Origin of the sequence: Blautia sp. 1033sp1_1033st1_G9_1033SCRN_220408 (genome assembly GCF_040929965.1) — a bacterium.
Taxonomy (GTDB): domain Bacteria; phylum Bacillota; class Clostridia; order Lachnospirales; family Lachnospiraceae; genus Blautia_A; species Blautia_A ammoniilytica.
Genome location: NZ_JBFKZO010000025.1, coordinates 1 through 18676 on the forward strand (window position 1 = coordinate 1; position 18676 = coordinate 18676).

The 18676-nt window shown below is 43.0% G+C and carries 15 protein-coding genes; 3 read left to right on the plus strand and 12 right to left on the minus strand.

The features are described 5' to 3' along the window. From AB5916_RS14810 to AB5916_RS14820, 3 genes are all read left to right on the plus strand, one after another. Positions 1–438: transposase (locus AB5916_RS14810; RefSeq protein ID WP_368191586.1), on the plus strand; the 438-nt coding region annotated here is incomplete at its 5' end. Positions 439–1078: 640 nt separating this feature from the next. Further along, complete coding sequence (locus AB5916_RS14815; RefSeq protein ID WP_368191587.1) at positions 1079–1369, plus strand: hypothetical protein; 291 nt, start codon at positions 1079–1081, stop codon at positions 1367–1369. A 238-nt stretch (positions 1370–1607) separates the two neighbouring features. After that, positions 1608–1973, plus strand: a complete 366-nt coding sequence (locus AB5916_RS14820; protein ID WP_368191588.1) for a hypothetical protein — start codon at positions 1608–1610, stop codon at positions 1971–1973. 542 nt (positions 1974–2515) lie between these two features. Here the strand turns inward: AB5916_RS14820 and AB5916_RS14825 are convergent. From AB5916_RS14825 to AB5916_RS14880, 12 genes are all read right to left on the minus strand, one after another. After that, positions 2516–3154, minus strand: coding sequence for a bifunctional 4-hydroxy-2-oxoglutarate aldolase/2-dehydro-3-deoxy-phosphogluconate aldolase (locus AB5916_RS14825; RefSeq protein ID WP_368191589.1), 639 nt, complete (start codon positions 3152–3154; stop codon positions 2516–2518). Positions 3155–3191: 37 nt separating this feature from the next. After that, the gene (locus tag AB5916_RS14830; RefSeq protein WP_368191590.1) at positions 3192–4244 is read right to left on the minus strand and encodes a sugar kinase; all 1053 of its coding nucleotides are present in this window, start codon (positions 4242–4244) and stop codon (positions 3192–3194) included. Position 4245: 1 nt separating this feature from the next. Further along, the gene (ilvD, locus tag AB5916_RS14835; protein WP_368191591.1) at positions 4246–5991 is read right to left on the minus strand and encodes a dihydroxy-acid dehydratase; all 1746 of its coding nucleotides are present in this window, start codon (positions 5989–5991) and stop codon (positions 4246–4248) included. Between the two features lie 635 nt (positions 5992–6626). Beyond that, positions 6627–7076: a group II intron maturase-specific domain-containing protein gene (locus tag AB5916_RS14840; RefSeq protein ID WP_368191592.1), complete on the minus strand. Its 450-nt coding sequence runs from the start codon at positions 7074–7076 to the stop codon at positions 6627–6629. A gap of 102 nt (positions 7077–7178) precedes the next feature. Beyond that, positions 7179–8354, minus strand: coding sequence for an NADP-dependent malic enzyme (locus AB5916_RS14845; protein WP_368191617.1), 1176 nt, complete (start codon positions 8352–8354; stop codon positions 7179–7181). A gap of 82 nt (positions 8355–8436) precedes the next feature. Beyond that, the gene (locus tag AB5916_RS14850; protein WP_368191593.1) at positions 8437–9309 is read right to left on the minus strand and encodes a phosphoribosylaminoimidazolesuccinocarboxamide synthase; all 873 of its coding nucleotides are present in this window, start codon (positions 9307–9309) and stop codon (positions 8437–8439) included. 111 nt (positions 9310–9420) lie between these two features. Further along, the gene (locus AB5916_RS14855) at positions 9421–9681 is read right to left on the minus strand and encodes a heavy-metal-associated domain-containing protein (protein WP_368191594.1); all 261 of its coding nucleotides are present in this window, start codon (positions 9679–9681) and stop codon (positions 9421–9423) included. Positions 9682–9723: 42 nt separating this feature from the next. Then, positions 9724–12078: an ABC transporter permease gene (locus AB5916_RS14860; protein WP_368191595.1), complete on the minus strand. Its 2355-nt coding sequence runs from the start codon at positions 12076–12078 to the stop codon at positions 9724–9726. Between the two features lie 12 nt (positions 12079–12090). Next, positions 12091–12789 (minus strand): ABC transporter ATP-binding protein, encoded by a 699-nt coding sequence (locus AB5916_RS14865; RefSeq protein ID WP_368191618.1) that lies wholly within the window; start codon positions 12787–12789, stop codon positions 12091–12093. A gap of 137 nt (positions 12790–12926) precedes the next feature. Then, positions 12927–13826: a hypothetical protein gene (locus AB5916_RS14870; protein ID WP_368191596.1), complete on the minus strand. Its 900-nt coding sequence runs from the start codon at positions 13824–13826 to the stop codon at positions 12927–12929. Between the two features lie 130 nt (positions 13827–13956). Further along, positions 13957–15435 (minus strand): FMN-binding protein, encoded by a 1479-nt coding sequence (locus AB5916_RS14875; RefSeq protein WP_368191597.1) that lies wholly within the window; start codon positions 15433–15435, stop codon positions 13957–13959. A 1-nt stretch (position 15436) separates the two neighbouring features. Then, positions 15437–18667 carry a penicillin-binding Tp47 domain C-containing protein gene (locus AB5916_RS14880; protein ID WP_368191598.1) on the minus strand — a complete coding sequence of 1077 codons (3231 nt, stop codon included), beginning with the start codon at positions 18665–18667 and terminating at the stop codon, positions 15437–15439. Positions 18668–18676 lie beyond the last annotated feature (9 nt).

Consider the following 18676-nt stretch of genomic DNA (forward strand, 5'->3'; position numbering starts at 1 on the left):
GTAGTATGCAAGGTTGAAAAGCCGGAAAACCAGATGGTTTACATGTACACATTCATTGTCACAAACATGGATTCATCGCCGGAGTATCTTATCAAATTTTACTGTAAGCGAGGACTGATGGAAAACTTTATCAAAGAGAGCAAATCTGGTTTTGATTTTGCTTCCGTAAGCAGTCATACCCGAATTGTAAATGCCACCAGACTTCAAGTACACGCTCTTGCATACAACATATTTAATTGTTTTAGACGATTGGCGTTATCAGAAAATATGCGAAAGCAACGTATTGATACCGTCCGTTTAAAGCTGCTGAAGATTGCTGCAAAAGTAGTGCGTTCAGCAAGATATATCACATTCAAGCTGTGTAGTAGTTGTCCTTATAAAAGTGAATTCTATGAGACAATTTCTAATATTGGTAAGCTAAATATACAGCTAGAATAGCAACTATTAACGAACCTTGACAACTTAACAATTGCTCTGAACTCTGCGATAGGGACTTTGCGCCCTTTTGACGGAGAAATTGAGCGATGTTATGACTGCATAGATCAATTTTTAATTTCATGGTACAGTTATCAGTTTAGATATTGTTCCATGAATAATTCAGGTTTATTTTAACAATAAAAAAATGTCGTATTTATACGCCTTTTGGCGTTTCGCAAACGCCTAAGTAAAAACATCTATGAAAAAGCATACACTTATGCAAAACTGTACTACAATCTTTGGAATCATAGATATGCGTCAGCGTGGCATATCCTATGATGATTGAGCCGGTACAACATCGGCCGTAGCACGATTTCTTTGATTATGCGCCGCTTTCAGACCTTGACACGCTGAAACAAATGTCCGCAGATGAGGTGGTGCATTTATTCTTTCCACCAGAAAATTTACGCAGAAAAAACAATTCCTTCATGCCGGATCATCAAATGATATATGACAGACTGACTGCACCAAGAAGCAAAACCAACCTATTCTATCTCTGGCTGAAATACAAGAAAGAATGTCCTTCCGGTTATCAGTACACACAATATCGCCTGCATTTTAAACGTTTTTTGAAAAGAATTACTGTTCAGAAGCTGTCAGCATGGTAGTGGAACGGATCCTCGGTGAGAAAGTCTGTATCGGCTGGATCGGTGACCAGCCGGAAATACTTATGGATTCAATCACGGGTGACCTTAAGAAAGTTCATTTCTTTGTCACGACTGTTGGCGTAAGCAACCTTGTTTATGCCGAAGCGTTTGAAAATAAAAAGCTTCCCAACTTTATTACCGTAACCGTTCATGCATTAGAATCTTACGGAGCACTTCCTAAATATCTTGTACCTGACAACTTAAAACAGCGATCACCAGATACACACAAGATGAACTGGTTATAAACAGCGCTTATCAGAATCTGGAAAACTTTAATGATGTCGTAATCCTGTCTCCACCGCCTCGAAAATCGAAAGTTATCGACAAAAACGTTATTAGAATTTCTATGAAAGATCCGCGAAAATATGCCGATAATTTGATATCTGTAGAGATATTTTTTGCTGATAATGTTTTCCTTTACACCCTCAATTGCTATCCAGATATTGACTACAGGATTTACCTGTGGCAGGAAGGAGCATTAAGGTGAATCAGTTAAAAGAAATGGTAAATGCTGTTCTCAAACAGCAAAAATTGCATCTTGATCCATCAACATATCATGCTCAGAAAAATAATCTGAAATATCTGGGCGAATATGATGATTATCTTGGTATCTACGTGCCTTGTCAAGAACTATATGATGTCTATGTTACCCGTGCTGTGACACCGGATCTCCGTTTTCAACTTTTACATGCAGTTCGTCTGGTAGACAAAAAGCCGGAACAAATACTTTTTCACTGTAAAGAAAGCTTTATAATAAGCCGAGTCTTCCTACCGCTAGTGAATCAAAGAAAGTTTTCAAAAGCATGTCCTTTCCGGTCAGTGATGGCAGGATTGATACAGGGTATCTGATTCGCCGGGCAGAAAGTGAAATGGCCTATCTCCATCTTTCCACATCTACCAGATAGTAGTACATGCAGGCATGGAGTTATATACATTTCTCTATCTTCCCCGGAGTACCATATTCACAAGAGAATCCTGTAATGCTTTTGTCAAAGATACCACCCAAAAGCATCAGAACGGCTCATTGAAGAACGGAAAAAATCCGACGCCGTTCTGTCTGTGTACTGCTTGGAGTAGCAGATACCGACTGTTTTCAATGGAAACTGTTTCTTTCTAATAAAGCATGCTGCTCTGACGGCACCTTGGAAGCTCTTCGCCAACAGTATCTTACGTTTCTGCGGATCTTGAACTTTGAAAAGAAAGCTATTTCGCTTTATGACTATGCGTTTAGATCCTTCATCGAAAAGACATGAATAACTGCCGTTAGCAACCTCCGTGAAATACAAACTTCACAGATTCAATCCCTGCTGGTCTTTCTGGCCGAACAGCTTTGTCTGAAGCACTGTCGAGAGATGAACGCCATTTATTTGTGAAGTCTATATGTACTTTGCTTATCTTCTAAAGAAGTCGACCAGTCTGCGTGCTTCTTCTGTCAGCTGCCTGATTTTATCAAATTCTCCGGCTTTCACAAGATCTCCTTTCACCATCCAGCTTCCCCCACAGCAGACGATCTTATCACAGGAAAGATATTCTTCAAGATTCTTTGCATTGATCCCTCCTGTAGGCATAAACTTAAGTCCCGTATATGGAGCTGACATTGCCTTGATCATTGGAATCCCGCCAGCCGGCTCTGCGGGGAAAAATTTAACTACTTTAAGACCTCTTTTTACTGCCTGTGCAACTTCAGAAGGCGAAATGCAGCCCGGAAAAACGGGAATTTCTTTTTTTAGACAATAGTCCACAATCTCTGCATCAAATCCAGGACTCACAATAAACTTCGCCCCTGCCCGGACGGCTGCATCAACCTGCTCAACCGTAAGCACAGTTCCCGCTCCAACCAGCATATCCGGAAACTGTTCTGTCATCATACGAATAGACTCCTCTGCCGCTTCTGTACGAAAAGTCACTTCTGCACATGGAAGTCCGCCTTCAACCAATGCGGCAGCTAACGGCACCGCATCTTTTACATCTTCCAGTACTACTACCGGAACCACTCCAAGTTCTTTAAATCGCTCTTCTATATCTTTCATTAGAATTTCCTTTCACTGAAACTGCTGAATAGTTCTATCATCTCTTTATATCCAGATTCATTTCCATCACATGTCTGATCAGTGAAACATCATCCGTTATATTTCCATCACCATGGATTGTATGTTTCACTGCACTTGCCGCAACGCCAAAATTCACAATGTCCTCAGGTGTGTACCGATTCATCAGTCCATATATAATGCCGCTGACAAACGCATCGCCTCCCCCTACTCTGTCAAGAATATGAAAGGTCAGCCGTTTACTTTCATAGATTTTTCCATTTAACCAGAAATAGGCCAGAAGACTGTTTTCACTGCAGCTATGTGCAAAGCGCACATGTCTTGCAATACATTTTATATTCGGATATCTGTTCACGATTGCTTCGAACACTTTCTCCTGCTGTTTGATGTCCGGCCGAAGCGGAATGTCGTCCTTTACGTCCCCTGCATGATGATTTTCCTCATCTTTCCAAATGTGATAAGGCTCTATTCCAAAAAGGACATCCACATATGGAAGGCAAAGCGTGCAAAAATCTCTTGCCTCTTCCCAGCTCCACAAACTACTTCTGAAATTTCCATCAAAACTGACTGTCATTTTGTTTTCCTTTGCGATCTTCAGACATGCCATGATCAGTTGCCGGCATTTTGTTCCAAGCGCCAATGTAATGCCACTTACGTGAAGCCATGTATAGCCCGCCAAAAGTTTTTTTATATCTGTCTGGCTGAAATCGTATTCTGAAAAAGCACTATGTTTCCTGTCATAAATCACTTTGCTTGGACGAATCCCATAGCCTGTTTCCAAATAATAAACTCCAAGTCGGTGCGTAGGCGTTTCTTCTTCCGTGGAATAAACCACACTGTCACAATTCACATCATTGCTTCGCATCATGCGCACAGCACTTTTTCCAAGGCTGTTCTCCGGAACGACTGTAAAGAATGATGTATCTATACCAAGATTCGCAAGTGAAAGAGCAACATTTGCCTCACTTCCCCCATATCTTGCCTCAAAAGTGGTTGCTGTTCTGATTTTTTCATAATCCGGTGGTGTCAGGCGCAGCATAATCTCACCGATTGTAATAAATTTATGATTCATATTAATACTCCAGATAAGCTCCTTTCATCGGGTTTGCAGCATGCTCACTGAAAAATCTCAGCACACCTTTTTTATATTTTGTCTCCCGTGGTTTCCATTTCTTACGTCTTTCTGTAAGAATCTGGTCGATTTCTTCCATGGATCTGCGTTCTCCTGCAATTCCAATGATATTCAGTTTTCTTTCCATAACATCGATCTCGATCAGATCCTCCTCTTCCACAAGTGCAATCGGACCGCCATCAACAGCTTCCGGACTGCAATGTCCGATTACCGGACCGGTAGATGCGCCGGAAAAGCGGCCATCCGTGATCAGCGCAATACTCTTCCCAAGCTCTTTGTCACTGCTGATCGCCTCAGAAGTATAGAACATTTCCGGCATCCCGCTTCCTTTCGGTCCCTCATAACGGATGAAAACAGCATCTCCTTTCTGCACCTTATGTTTTATTACCGCATCCAGGCATTCTTCTTCGCTGTCAAACGGTCTTGCCCGGAGGACCGATTTAAGCATTTCTTTCGGGCACGCAGTATGTTTAATCACAGCGCCTTCCGGTGCCAGGTTTCCACGGAGAATTGCAATACTTCCATCTGTTCCTATTGCTTTGTTATATGGACGGATGATATCCTCTCTTGTAAGATTTACATGATAACGTTTATTAAACTCCTGAAGCCATGTTTCACATTTTTCATAGAATCCGTTCTGTTTCATTTCTTCCAAGTTTTCGCCTAATGTTTTTCCTGTAACAGTCTTCGCATCCAGATGAAGATGTTCTTTGATTTCTTCCATGATAGCCGGTACACCCCCTGCATAATAGAAACATTCTGCCGGCCAGCGTCCTGCAGGGCGCACATCCAGAAGATATCTGGCATTTCTGTGTAGTCTGTCAAAAGTATCTCCGGTAATCTCAATGCCAAGCTCATGTGCAATTGCCGGAATATGAAGCAGTGCATTTGTACTTCCAGAAATCGCAGCATGTACAAGAATCGCATTTTCAAAACTGTCCATGGTCACAATATCCGATGGACGCATGTTTTCCATCTGTGCAATCCTTACTGCCTGTTTCCCTGCTTCTCTGGCAAATTCAAGAAGATCCGGACTTGTAGATGGCATCAGTGCTGTACCAGGAAGTGCAAGGCCAAGCGCCTCTGCCATAATCTGCATGGTAGATGCAGTTCCAATAAAGGAACAGGCTCCGCAACTTGGACATGCATTACACTTTGCCCAGTCAAACGTTTCCTCATCAATTTCCTTACGTTCAAACTTTGCACTATACATGCCAAGCTGTTCCAGAGTCAACATTTCGGGACCTGCATTCATGGTTCCTCCCGGCACAAATACAGACGGGATATTGACTCTGGCTAGGCCTATCAGATTTCCGGGAACCCCTTTGTCGCAGCTTGAAAGATATACGCCTGCATCAAATGGTGTTGCATTCGCATGGATTTCAATCATGTTGGCTATCATTTCACGGCTTACCAGGCTGTAATTGATTCCATCTGTTCCCTGACTTTCCCCATCGCAAATATCCGTACAGTAATAACGTGCGCCGAATCCCCCTTCTTCAGCGATCCCTTTTCTCACTTCTCCCACAAGAACATTTAAATGTCCGCTTCCCGGGTGGCTGTCGCCGTAAGTACTTTCTACCATCACTTGTACCTTGCCCAAATCCTCTTTTTTCCATCCGGTTCCCAGACGCAAAGGATCAAGCTCCGGTGCAAGTTTTCTCATTTCCTGACTTTTCAACTTCATAATTTTATCATTCCTTAATTCATCTGAAATTCATCTAAAGATTACAGTGTCCCAAGGTCATTCTCCCACCTGTGCTTGCACAAGGATGAGAGAATGACCTTGGGACACACCCCGATATGAGCATAAAAGTGGGATGTTAATCCCGCAATGTGCGAATAGGGAAAAGAATTGTGTGAGTGTAAAGCACGGAACAATCCGTGTAATCATGATTTTAGTGTTTTGACACCAAAGTCATCTGATGTGTTCATCATATATTTTCTTTTTTCAAAATGCAATACTGTAATTTCATCTAAATTATTTTTCATATTTTTGTGCATATTAACGTTTTGCATGGGAATTGAAAGACATTATCATAAATAAAAAGAATAGTAAGATACAAGGGGGAAGACGCCATGAAGCCAGATATCGGGGAACTGTACAAAAAATATTTCAAAATACACCAAAAGGAATGACTTCTAGTACAGTAAATAATAAATAACTGCTATATTAAAGTAACGATACTTCAGCTTCGCTGATTTCGTCCATTTTATATTGTAGAGTAGGTCAGAGGGCTTTGCCCTCTTTCCCCTCATCAAACCGTACGTAAGGTTTTCCCTCATACGGCTTTTCGACATTCTTCTTTCTACAGTATTACATCATGACGCCATTAGTTGTAAGCCTTTTTCCTGTAATCGCAGTTTAGTCGCATACAGCCCCTTTAGTTTCCGCGTCTGCTGACACTTCTTGTTGTTCCATCTGCAAAAACTACATAAAATATACCAGTCTATTGCCCGCATCCACTTTCTGTCATTCCTTGTTTTATAATAGTTTCTCCATCCTGTTATTTTGGAATTTAGAACTTTTATCAATTCTTCTGTTTTTACCAACAGATATCTTTGATTTATACTCTCTTTGACAGTCCGTTTCATTTTCATCATGGCCTTCTTGCTTGGGTATTGATATGTCTCTCCATATCGGTTCCCTTTCTTATTTATTTTCGAAAATCTCCTGTGGTGCAGTCCAAGAAAGTCAAATCCTTCTGTTCCGTCCCACATGTTTATTATTCTAGTTTTTACTGGATGTAATCTCAAGTCCAGCTTTCCCATGATATATTGCAACAGACTTTGGGCACGCTCCTATAAAGCAAAAAAAGCTGCCGCAAACGAATGCGACAGCCCTTAGTAAATCATTTTGATGTTTTTAAAAGCTTATTTGATCCTTGCAACACCGCTCTTAATAGCAGCTTCTGCAGTTGCCTTTGCAACCGCATCCTTTACCCTTGGATCAAAAGCAGCCGGAAGGATGTACTCCGGATTCAGTTCCTCATCACTTACCAGTCCTGCAATAGCATAGGCTGCAGCGATCTTCATCTCATCATTGATATCCGATGCACGTACATCCAATGCTCCACGGAAAATGCCTGGGAAGCAAAGTACGTTATTTACCTGATTTGGATAGTCAGAACGCCCAGTGGAAACCACAGCTGCACCTGCTGCCTTCGCCTCATCCGGGAAGATCTCAGGTGTGGGGTTAGCACATGCAAAGATGATCGGATCCTTTGCCATAGTACGTACCATATCCTGAGTAAGTGTTCCAGGAGCAGATACACCGATAAATACATCTGCACCTTTGATCACTTCTGCAAGAGTACCCTTTTCATGAGCTGCATTTGTGATCTTTGCCATTTCTTCCTTGATCGGATTCAGACCTTCTCTGCCCTCATAGATGGCACCCTTACGATCAGTCATGATCACGTTCTTAAGACCCATGGAGATCAAAAGCCTGATAATCGCAATCCCTGCTGCACCAGCGCCTGATGTAACGATCTTAATGTCTTCCATCTTTTTGCCAACTACTTTCAATGCATTGATCACACCAGCCAAAGTGATCACTGCCGTTCCATGCTGGTCATCATGAAAAATTGGAATATCACAGCACTCTTTCAGCTTCTTCTCAATCTCAAAACATCTTGGCGCAGAAATATCCTCAAGGTTTACTCCGCCAAAGCTGCCTGCCAGAAGGCGTACAGTCTCAACAATATCATCCACATTCTTGCTGCGTACACATAATGGAATGGCATCTACATCGCCAAAAGCCTTAAACAGCACGCATTTACCTTCCATAACCGGCATACCAGCCTCCGGTCCGATATCTCCAAGTCCTAAAACTGCAGTACCATCAGTCACAACAGCAACTGTGTTCCAACGTCTGGTAAGCTCATAGCTTTTATTAATGTCCTTCTGGATCTCCAGACAAGGCTGTGCTACCCCTGGTGTATAAGCAAGACTTAATGCATCCTTAGAGTCTACTGCTGCGCGGCATTTGATCTCCAGCTTTCCTTTCAGGTCATAGTGCATCTTCAATGATTCTTTCGCATAATCCATTTCATTCATCCCTCTCTTTAACTTAATTATATGGCAGTAAATGAACCACCGGATATCCCCACTTATGCCGGTGTTTTAAAGATCAGTCCAGTTCTTTGCCTGTAAGCATTTTATAACTCTGCAGATATTTCTGAATTGTCTTATCCACGATCTCCTGCGGCAAAGTCCAGTTGTTGTCCGGATTTGCCTTCAGCCAGTCACGGGCAAACTGTTTGTCAAAGGACGGCTGTCCATGTCCCGGTTCATATACATCTGCAGGCCAGAAACGGGAACTGTCAGGTGTAAGCATTTCATCGCCAATAGTAATATTGCCATCCTCATCAAGTCCGAACTCAAACTTGGTATCTGCAATGATGATTCCCTTCTCCAGTGCATACTCTGCACATTTCTTATAAAGTGCAATGGTCAGATCACGGAGTTTCTCTGCATACTCCTTACCTTTGCCCGGATAATATTTCTCCAGATGGTCAATGCTCTGCTCAAAAGAAATATTCTCATCATGATCACCGATCTCAGCTTTTGTAGACGGTGTATAAATAGGCTCAGGCAGCTTGTCAGACTCTTTCAGTCCCTCTGGCAGGCTGATTCCGCAAACCTTTCCGTTCTCCTTATAGCTTGCCCAGCCGCTTCCTGTAATATAACCCCGGACAATGCACTCCAATGGAAGCATTTCCAGTTTCTTGCACATCATGCTCTTACCCTCATATTTCTCCTGTCTGAAAAATTCAGGCATATCATTCACATCTGTAGAGAGCATGTGATTCGGGAGAATATCTTTGGTAAGGTCAAACCAGAATTTGGACATCTGAGTAAGCACCTTGCCCTTATTGGTAACTTCATTATTGAGGATTACATCAAAACAACTGATACGGTCTGTGGCAACCATGATCAGGCTGTCTCCATTGTCGTAGATCTCACGTACTTTACCTTCTTTGATTGGCTTCATTTCCTGCATTTTTTTACACCTCGTCAGCTTCCGTATTTATTTCATTCAACGGGATAAAGGTAACACTATTCCCCCGTTCCTGTCAAGCCAAACAAAGGCTTATTTCTTTCACTCTCATTTTTATTTCTTACGTAATCCGGAAAAGAACCCTTTTTTCTCATATGGTGTCTTTTTCATCCCCTTAAGCTCATAGCCTGTTTCCTTGATCACAGCCTTCAGCTTACCCTCTGGAATGTCTTCCTCTGTCAGAATCACAGTTTCACCTTTTGTATGAGAGGATGTAACCTTTTTCACAGGAAATACCCTGCGGATAGAATCATTGATATGGGACTCACACATCCCACACTGCATACCATTGATTTTCATAGTAATCTGTATCATAATTTTTCCTCTTTTCTATTTTATTTTACGCATTTTACAAATTTATTCTACGTTTTTCAAGGCCTGATCCATCGGGATCTTCTTTATTTTTCTGTACTGAAGCGCAGCCACAACACCATAAACAGCCAGTCCCATGGCAGCCATTTCCGGATAGATCACTGGGTCCAGATACAGGGTCAGCCAGCCGCTGAAATCCATCATAATCACCTTATAGATCAGCATCATGATCCATGTGGCTGCTGCCAGACTGAGGGCAATGGAGAAAATCACCACCCAGGTTGTAGAGGTAAGATACAGGCTTATAATTTCTTTATTCTCATAGCCTAGGATCTTTACCATAGATATAGATGCAGTGTTCTTCTCTATAATCAGTCTCGTAAGCAGATAGATCAGGATTGCAAAGAGCGCAATGGAAAATACATTGATCATATAGAACATGCTTCCCATGGACACAGTCAGCTGTCTGGATACCTTAGTCAGATCATCCTCTGTAATCGTAGCAGCAATATACCGTTCGTCAATATCTTTGATCTCTTCATCTGAGAAATACCCATTGAAATAATCTTCTGATTTATCAAAAGTTTCCCTGTACTCCTGAATAGGCATGAACACTGCCAGCGCAGCCGGATAATCATAGGTTCCTGCCACCTTAAAGGTATAAGTATCGTCTGCATACGGTTCTTTTAATATTAATTCATCTCCTATGTGAATATTATATTTTTCAGCAAACCCGTCAGACAGATATATGCCCTCATCCTTAAAATCAAGGTCTACATACTGGCTGTCATCCTGGATACCGTACACAGTGATGCTCTCTCCGTCACGGTTCTTCGGCATATTTTTCAAAGAATAGACGCAAAATTTTTCTGCCCCTTCTGTCTTTGTCTCCAGGGAGGGAGTAAGGATTTTCTGCAGAATTCCCACCAATGTAAGCTTGTTTTCATCTGACTCTGACTTCTCTTCCTCATCCTCTTCGTCCTCCGGTACATTTAACATGTACTGATACTTTGCGATCATGTTATCCACGATCTTCTTCTGATAATTTGACAGAAGCGGAGTCATCATCATGCCGAACAGAAGCAGGATATTGGCAAATAAAATACCAATGAATAAAGTAATATAACCTGATTTGTTCTGCAGGATAATACGGATGCGAAACCGGTTCATAAAGCTGAATGCCGGCAGGCGCACTGCCTTTTTCTTTTTGGATCTGCCTAAATCCCTGCGGAGGAATTTCAGCGGTGAGAGAGTCAGCTTTCGGTAGATCAGCACAATATTGATCACCAGCATCAGTACAATAGGCACTACTGTGGTAAGCACAAAGGCCTTTCCATTCCACCGTGTCACATAGGTGGGAAGGCTGTAGCTTCCGTAATACACATCTGCACAGATATCTTTTAAATAAGTATAGCCTAATATATTTCCGATCACAGCAGCTGCCAGTGTTACAAGAATAGGCAGTGCAATATAGTGCTTCAGCAGTTCTCCTCTGGTATATCCTGAGGCTCTTAAAGTACCGATCACAGAAGCCTCTTTTGTGATCGTATTATTAGTAGTGACAGCAAATACAAAGGCCATGATCACGATCAGGATATACAGCAGAACCTCCATCATGGTCTGGTCTCCCCCAATATCATCCCCTGCAAAATGGATCGCCTGATTGGAATACTGTGGGATATAATCTGTAAGAGAAACATTTCTGGCAAGAACCTTCATAAAGTTCTCAGACATATTTTTTTCTTCTGTTTCGTTCTTTGGAGCTTTATCATACTGCCAGGAATACCGATAGGAAAGATGAGTAGTTCCCAGACTGTCAAAACCGGGATCTGTCATAATAGCAACCCCAAACTTTACAGCGTCAAACATCATATCGCTGTTATCAGAAAAAAGGCAGCTGTAATCGGACAAGGCCACCAGACCTGTGATCTTCATATCCTTATCAGCGATCTTCATGGAATCCCCAACAGACAGATTGTTATTATCCGCATACATACGGTCAATGGCGATCTCATCCTCTGCCTCTGGAAGCTCTCCTTTCATCACACAGATGAGATTCATGCCTGTCCGGTTCTTGTAAATTCTCATGGTTCCGTCTGTCTTCCCGTCAGAATCTGCGTCTGCATCTTCCTCCACAAAGAAGCTTTCTTCAATCCTGACGCCTTCCTTTTCCAGCCTTCCCAGTTGTGCCTGAGAAGCCTTTGAAGACAGTGTAAAATTACCATCTTCTATATTATATTTTTTAAAGCTTTCATCATAGGCAGCTGACATGCTGGATCCAGCCACCAGAAATCCAGACACAAGGCCAATGGTCAGTATCATAAAAAGAAAGATCACCAGATATTTTCCCAGATCTGCCTTTAATTCTTTTGGGAGACGTTTCAATAATGGATTTTTCATCATTTCACCGCCTTACCAGTCAAGATCTTCCGCAGAGATCTTGGTTTCATTTACATAGTTTTTCCGGATCTGCCCATCCCTTAGCTTGATCACACGGTCTGCCATATTCTTGATGGCATCATTATGTGTTACCATGATCACTGTATTGCCATATTTCCGGTTCACCTCCTGGATCAGCTTCAGGATCTCCTTGGACGTATTATAATCCAGGGCACCGGTGGGCTCATCACAAAGCAGGATATCCGGATTCTTTACAATTGCTCTTCCAATGGCAGTCCTTTGCTGCTGTCCGCCGGAAAGCTGATTGGGCAGCTTATGTCTGTGTTCATAAAGTCCCAGTGTTTTCAAAAGATCATCTATATCCAATGCCTTGTCACTTAAGTAAGCCCCTACTTCCACATTTTCCTTTACATTCAGGTTCGGGATCAGATTGTACATCTGAAACACATAACCCAGATGCTTTCTTCTGTATTTTGTAAGGGTCTTTTCATTCATATCTGCGGTCTTTTCACCTTCAATAGAAATATACCCCTCATCTGCATCATCGATTCCACCGATAATATTCAACAGTGTTGACTTTCCTGATCCGGATGGCCCAAGCAACACACAGATTTCCCCTTTTGCAACGGAAAAATCAATCCCTCGCAGAACCTCTGTCCTACTTTCTCCATCTCCAAAACTTTTTTTCAGATTATGTATTTCCAAAAACATAACTTCTTTTTCTTCCCTTTGGGAATCTCCTTCCTTCTTTTTGTTAGTATTATCTAACTTCAATTATTCTACTGCTTTTCTCCCCAAAAGGAAATGGCACCAATTGAGTTATTTTTCTCAATTAGTGCCATTTTTCTTTAAAATTTATAAATCTGATCGGAATTATATCGGTTTGGAGAATTAGGTACACCCATTTTATTCCCCATATTATCCCAGTATCCGCCATCGATCAGAACCCAGCAATGAGTCATGGGCAGCTCGATCACATAAGGCTTATATCCCAGTTCCTTTGCAAGTGCTGCAAATGCATTGGCAAACCCGTAGCAGTTGCCGCACATGGTATCCAGAAGATCGTAGGCACAATATTTGGGCCAGCTCTTCTGACTGGTAATAGGAAATCTATTTGACTGGAAGCGGATCGTATTCAGATAATACCACCACTGCCTCAGCTTTGTATCGGTTGAAGCAGAAGGCGTGGTCACTTTATTGAGCACTTCCATACACTTGATCTTCAGCCTGGTGTTAATATCGTCCCTGGCATATCCGTTCCTAGTGAAGCGGATCTCCCCAACAGTCCTGCCGGCTGCACATTTACCATTTCTGTAGGAATAATACAGCTTTCCTTTTACCACATTCCAACCGGTAACAGGAGTTCCTGAAGGCTTCACATAATAGTATGCATTCTTTACTTTCATAATGGCATTTCGCCTTGGTGCAAGAAGCTGTCCCTTTTCGTTGAAAATATAGTAGGTACCCTTAATCTGTACAGATCCAGTTGCAGCATTGCCATTATTTCCAAAGTAGTATTTCCGACCACGGATCTTCTTCCATACACGGCGTACCTTCTGGCCTTTTACGTAATAGCAGTAATTCCTGCCTTCCCGGATCAGACCCTGTTTTTTCTGAACTAAGACCGATGCTGCATCCGCCTCATTCTGAACAGTTCCTTCCTGAATCTGTGCCTGAGCCTGCAATGGCAGACCGGCAGAAGCCCACACAGACGCTGCCGCCAGAAGCCACATTGCTGTCTTCTTCATGTTTACAGTGATTCTCATTGTAACAACTCCTTTTCCCCAAAAAGTATATCCGAATTAATTGTAAATACTTTTGTCCGAATAATCAAGATGAAAAGCAGTTGTGAAAAAATTTCAGGGGCATAAGCCCTCTTTATTTTGCCTGGACAAGAGCTGCCTTAACTGCATCCAGAATGCCTTCTGATGAAAAAGTTGCCCCACTGACTGTATCAATTCCTTCCGCTTCCTGTTTTTCCAGGATCTGTGGGTAAATGCTTTCCCATGCATCACCAAAATATTCCCCGGAATCACTGTTAGTCTGGCTTATAGCAGTGATCCTGCCTCCTGAAACCGTTACCGTTACTGTTACAATACCACTGTATCCATAGGACTGTCCCGTGTAGGTTCCATCCTTATAAAGAACAGAAGGTGCAGGCGTTGCTTCCGCTCCCGGTGAAACCTCCGGCTCTTCTGGTGCCAGGATAGGTGTTGGTATCGGTGTTTCTGACGGTATTGGTGTGGCTGTAGGCGCTGGTACAGTTGTGGGTTCCGGATCATCCTGGTCCGGCTGGGTAAGCGGAACATCCTCCGGTACTGTTATCGGCTGTGAGGGAACCTCCACACTTTTCCTTGCTTTACTAAGAGCTTCATTTACTGCGCCCATGATCCCGGCGGAAGAATAGGTAGCTCCGCTGACTGCATCCACCCCCTGCATGGACTGATTTGCCAGGATCTTTGGCTGGATGCCCTCCCATGCCTTCTGGAAGAATCTTGGAGTATCCTTGTGACTGGAAGTGATCTGGGTGATCTTGCCATCTGCAATAGTAACCGTTACCGTAACGATCCCGTTAAAGCCCTGAGAGCTTCCCTGATATGTTCCGTCTTCATAACCATCTGCGACTCCTTCATCAATCCCGGACAGCATCTGTGACAGGTTCTTTTTCATTTCCTTTTCACTTAGATGCTCTTCTTCCTCTGAAGCCTCATCTGGATCAGAACTGTTTTTAACTGCCTGGGAAAGGGCATTCTGGACAGCAGAAATGATCCCGTTGGAGGAATAGGTAGCTCCACTGACTGCATCCACATTTGGATTCTGGGCTGAAAGGATCTTGCTGATCACCCCTTGTGCCTTAGAAAGATAGCTGCCTGTCTCGCCACTGGCATTTACAATGTTCACAGCTGTGATCTTTCCCCCTGCAACCGTGACCTGTACGGAAATCTGTCCCCCGAAACCAGTGCCGCTTCCTGTATAGGTACCGTCCCGATAACCATCTGACGGAACTGCTGCGACAGGCGTCTGGGTACTTCCCATTCCGTTTCCGGCTGCTGCCCCTGACGAGGAAGAGGCCGGTCTTGTATGACTGGCCTTCTTAATACTATTCCTCTTATTACTTGTTTTGTCAGACCGGCTTTTTGTGCCTGTCTGACTTTTTGTACCTGTCTGGCTCTTTGTATTTTCCGTTTCAGAAACGGGTTCCGTTTTCCAGATTGCCAACTGGGAAGCCTTCACGATCTGTGTCTGTGCAGTTTCCTGTCCGGAAAGGACTTCATCGCCCTTTCCGGATACAAGAATGGCTGCTATTACAACCGCCGCTGGTGCAAGCTTTCCCCAATGGCTGTATTTTTTACTCATATTATTTTACTGTCACCTTAAATTTCTTAGATACACCATTACATTTTACTGTAATGGTTGCTTTTCCTTTTTTTACGCCCTTTACAACACCCTTGGATGTAACGGCTGCGATCTTCTTATTGCTGGAAGTGTATGTGATCTTACCGGAGATATTTGAGGTTGCCTTGATAGCCGCTTTGCCTTTTACTTTGATCACTGCGGAAGACTTCTTCAGCTTCAGCTTCTCATTTACATAAACAGTTACCTTTGTTTTGTAATTTCCGCATTTCACAGTAATCACAGCTTTACCTGTTTTCTTCGCTGTAACTTTACCCTTGGAATTAACAGCAGCAACCTTTTTGTTGCTTGATTTATAAGTTATATTTCCGCTGATTCCGGTAAGTACCGGTACGATAGCTGCGGACTTTCTGGTCTTCAGGTTAAGTACAGCTTTCTTAACAGTAAGAGAAGGTTTCACTTCCGGTGCTGGTGTCTTTGTTGGCTCTACGGAAGGTGTTGGCGTTACGGTTGGTTCTGCAGAAGGCGTTGGTGTGGCAGTTGGCTGTGTCGGCACTGCAGTAGGGACAGGTGCCTTTACAAGTGCTGCGATCGCTGCGTTCAAGTGCTGGATACCTTCATTTAATACTGGTGCCTTCGGTTTTACTTTTTTAAGTGCATCTTTCAGTTCGCCAAGTTCTGTCTGCATAGCAGCCCAGGACTCTGGGGTATAGTCACTTTCTTTCAGTGCTTCTGCTGCATTTACTGCAGATGTTGCGGATGCAATTTCCTCTTCTGTAGCATTGGCCATAGCCTTAACTATATTTTCCTCTGCTGCAGTAACAGTAACCTGTGTATCTGCATATCCAAGTGCATAAACGGTAATCACCCATTTTCCGGTTCCGTCTGTTCCTTCCGGAAGCTGGCAGCGAAGAGAATTTGTCAGTCCAAGCTGGATTCCGTTTGTTTTGTGCATCCAGTTATCTGCTGCGAATTTTGTTCCATAAGATACGAGAACCGTTTCACCTGTGCCATAGTAATCCCAGCGTACTGCCTGCATATGTGCACCCAGATCACCATAATTGCCGGTAAGGTCAACTCTTAAAAATTCTCCGTAGCTTCCATCTGCCGGTTTTACAGTTACGACCAGTCCATCCGCTGTCTTTAACGCCTGATCCTGAAGCCCGGACTCTGTACCTGCATTGTTTCTTGCACTGAATGCAAAGCTTCCGTTCTCCTGTAATACAGCTGTCTTTAAACCATTTGTATTCTCAGTAACAGTTGCAGTTGCAGTGTAAGCACTCAGCTTCATTTCTCCGTAGCCGCCGCTCATGGCTGCGCCATTCTCTACGATCTTGCTTCCGTAAGCCGCTTTAAAAGCTTCCAGATCCTCATTATTGACTTTTACAGGCACATATTTCAGACCATATACATCATACTCTTTCAGGATATGTGAACCCTCAGCATCTGTGATAACGCCTCTTTTATAACCGACAGAGCTTCCGTCTGTAAGGTTCATGGTGCCGCCGTCTGCACTCCAGCTTTGAACCGGGAATGTTTTTCCGTCTGTTGTATAAATAACTGTAGTACACTGGAAGCTTCCTCTGTGAAGTCCATGATTCACAGTAGCTCTTGTAACTGTATCAAATGCACCTTTGTCATGTTCATCCCTATCGTCAGTCTCAGCATTTGCCTCTGTGCTTCCTGCCATGTATACACCTTCGTTTGCCCAATACTCAGACCAGGTAAGGCCTACATACATGTAACTCCATTCATTTGATTCAGACCTTACGGCTGTAGTGGTAAGATCAGCATAATCATCACTGGTCACCTTTACGGTGTACTCTTTGCCAGCCTGTGCCACCTTCTCATCTGCAAATGTTACTGTTGCAGATCCGTCCACACCAACTGTAACTGCTGTTTCCTCTACCATGTAGGTGGTCTCGGAATTTTTTCTGGAACCTGTCACATAGTAAACAGAAACCTTTGGATTTTTAAATTTGTCCAGGCCTGTTACTTTGACAGTATTCTTGTTTTCAAAAGATGCTGTTACAGCCTGTTTCATAGCATCTGTAGCCTGTCTCTTTACATAGATACCATTGGCAAAAGAGTATACGTATCTGCCTTCCGGAATAATGTAGGTAATCTCTGTGATCGTTTCTCCCTGAAGACCTGCATCTTTGGAAAATGCCAGTTCATATGGCTTTACCCATATTTCCTGCAAATGGCGAAGGCCTACTGTCTTACCACTCTTTGTTTTCAGGATCACCCCCTGTACGTTAGCACCTACCGCAAAATCTCCCTCTTTGGAATCGCGGAGATACTTTGTGCTTGTCTCATTGACCTTGATCACATAATCTCCCCGGTGTGAAGAGGTTTTTAATGTTGCTGTTGCATCCGTTACCTTTGTCTGTGCTGCATCTGCTATCTGCCATTTTCCGTATGCGCCGCTGGAGCTTAATGCTTTATATTGAGCCACTTCATCTGTAGGACTTTCATTCAATACAATCCCTGCCGCTTTTGCATATACACCGTCAGTGGGAAGTTCCCCTGCTGCTTCAAGAATCTTTGCCTCTACATAGTCCTTATCCCCAACCTTAACACTTACATTTTTCACACCATTGATCTTATATCCATTTTCATCAGGTGTAGTTGCATCTGCATTTGCAAAAAGCTGATTCTTTTTCGTTGTTGCCGAAGTTACTGAATCATAAACCGTGGAGTCAAATGGCCCTGTTTTATAAAAATCTGTATAACTTAAAGTTGTCTTACCATAATAAAAACGCCATGAAAAATAAGTGTTGCTTTCATCTACTTTATAGTAAACGTTTGAATCACCAATCTTATTGTATCCTGTCGGAGCAGTGGAGCCATCTGCAACCTTTGTCCATGGATAGGTGTAACCGGCAACCTGAACCTCACCTCTATCAGCAACATCCTCTGCCTCTAAAGTATCGGTCTCTACAGTCTCTTCTTCAGATGTAAATAATGAATCCTCCTCAGAAGCTGCATCCTCTGTTACCTCTTCAGGCACATCTGCAGTGTCCTCCGGCACCTCTTCTACGCTGGCATCCGTTGATGCTTCTTCTGCCAAATCATCCTCTGACACTTCTTCTGTGGAAACATCCTCTGTTTCTACAACGGTACCATCACCAAATGCATCTGCTGCCAGGATTGTGGTTGGCATGCTGGTTGCTGCCACTGCCAGGCTTAAGAAAACCGGTGCTGTTTTTTTCAATACATTCCACTTATGCATAACCTCTCT

What these genes read in the sequence shown, in the direction of transcription:
- AB5916_RS14815 (WP_368191587.1), top strand. Translation starts at nt 1,079, where the DNA reads ATGGTAGTGGAACGGATCCTCGGTGAGAAAGTCTGTATCGGCTGGATC.
- AB5916_RS14825 (WP_368191589.1), bottom strand. Translation starts at nt 3,154, where the DNA reads ATGAAAGATATAGAAGAGCGATTTAAAGAACTTGGAGTGGTTCCGGTA.
- AB5916_RS14830 (WP_368191590.1), bottom strand. Translation starts at nt 4,244, where the DNA reads ATGAATCATAAATTTATTACAATCGGTGAGATTATGCTGCGCCTGACA.
- ilvD (WP_368191591.1), bottom strand. Translation starts at nt 5,991, where the DNA reads ATGAAGTTGAAAAGTCAGGAAATGAGAAAACTTGCACCGGAGCTTGAT.
- AB5916_RS14840 (WP_368191592.1), bottom strand. Translation starts at nt 7,076, where the DNA reads ATGGGAAAGCTGGACTTGAGATTACATCCAGTAAAAACTAGAATAATA.
- AB5916_RS14845 (WP_368191617.1), bottom strand. Translation starts at nt 8,354, where the DNA reads ATGGATTATGCGAAAGAATCATTGAAGATGCACTATGACCTGAAAGGA.
- AB5916_RS14850 (WP_368191593.1), bottom strand. Translation starts at nt 9,309, where the DNA reads ATGCAGGAAATGAAGCCAATCAAAGAAGGTAAAGTACGTGAGATCTAC.
- AB5916_RS14855 (WP_368191594.1), bottom strand. Translation starts at nt 9,681, where the DNA reads ATGATACAGATTACTATGAAAATCAATGGTATGCAGTGTGGGATGTGT.
- AB5916_RS14860 (WP_368191595.1), bottom strand. Translation starts at nt 12,078, where the DNA reads ATGAAAAATCCATTATTGAAACGTCTCCCAAAAGAATTAAAGGCAGAT.
- AB5916_RS14865 (WP_368191618.1), bottom strand. Translation starts at nt 12,789, where the DNA reads ATGTTTTTGGAAATACATAATCTGAAAAAAAGTTTTGGAGATGGAGAA.
- AB5916_RS14870 (WP_368191596.1), bottom strand. Translation starts at nt 13,826, where the DNA reads ATGAAGAAGACAGCAATGTGGCTTCTGGCGGCAGCGTCTGTGTGGGCT.
- AB5916_RS14875 (WP_368191597.1), bottom strand. Translation starts at nt 15,435, where the DNA reads ATGAGTAAAAAATACAGCCATTGGGGAAAGCTTGCACCAGCGGCGGTT.
- AB5916_RS14880 (WP_368191598.1), bottom strand. Translation starts at nt 18,667, where the DNA reads ATGCATAAGTGGAATGTATTGAAAAAAACAGCACCGGTTTTCTTAAGC.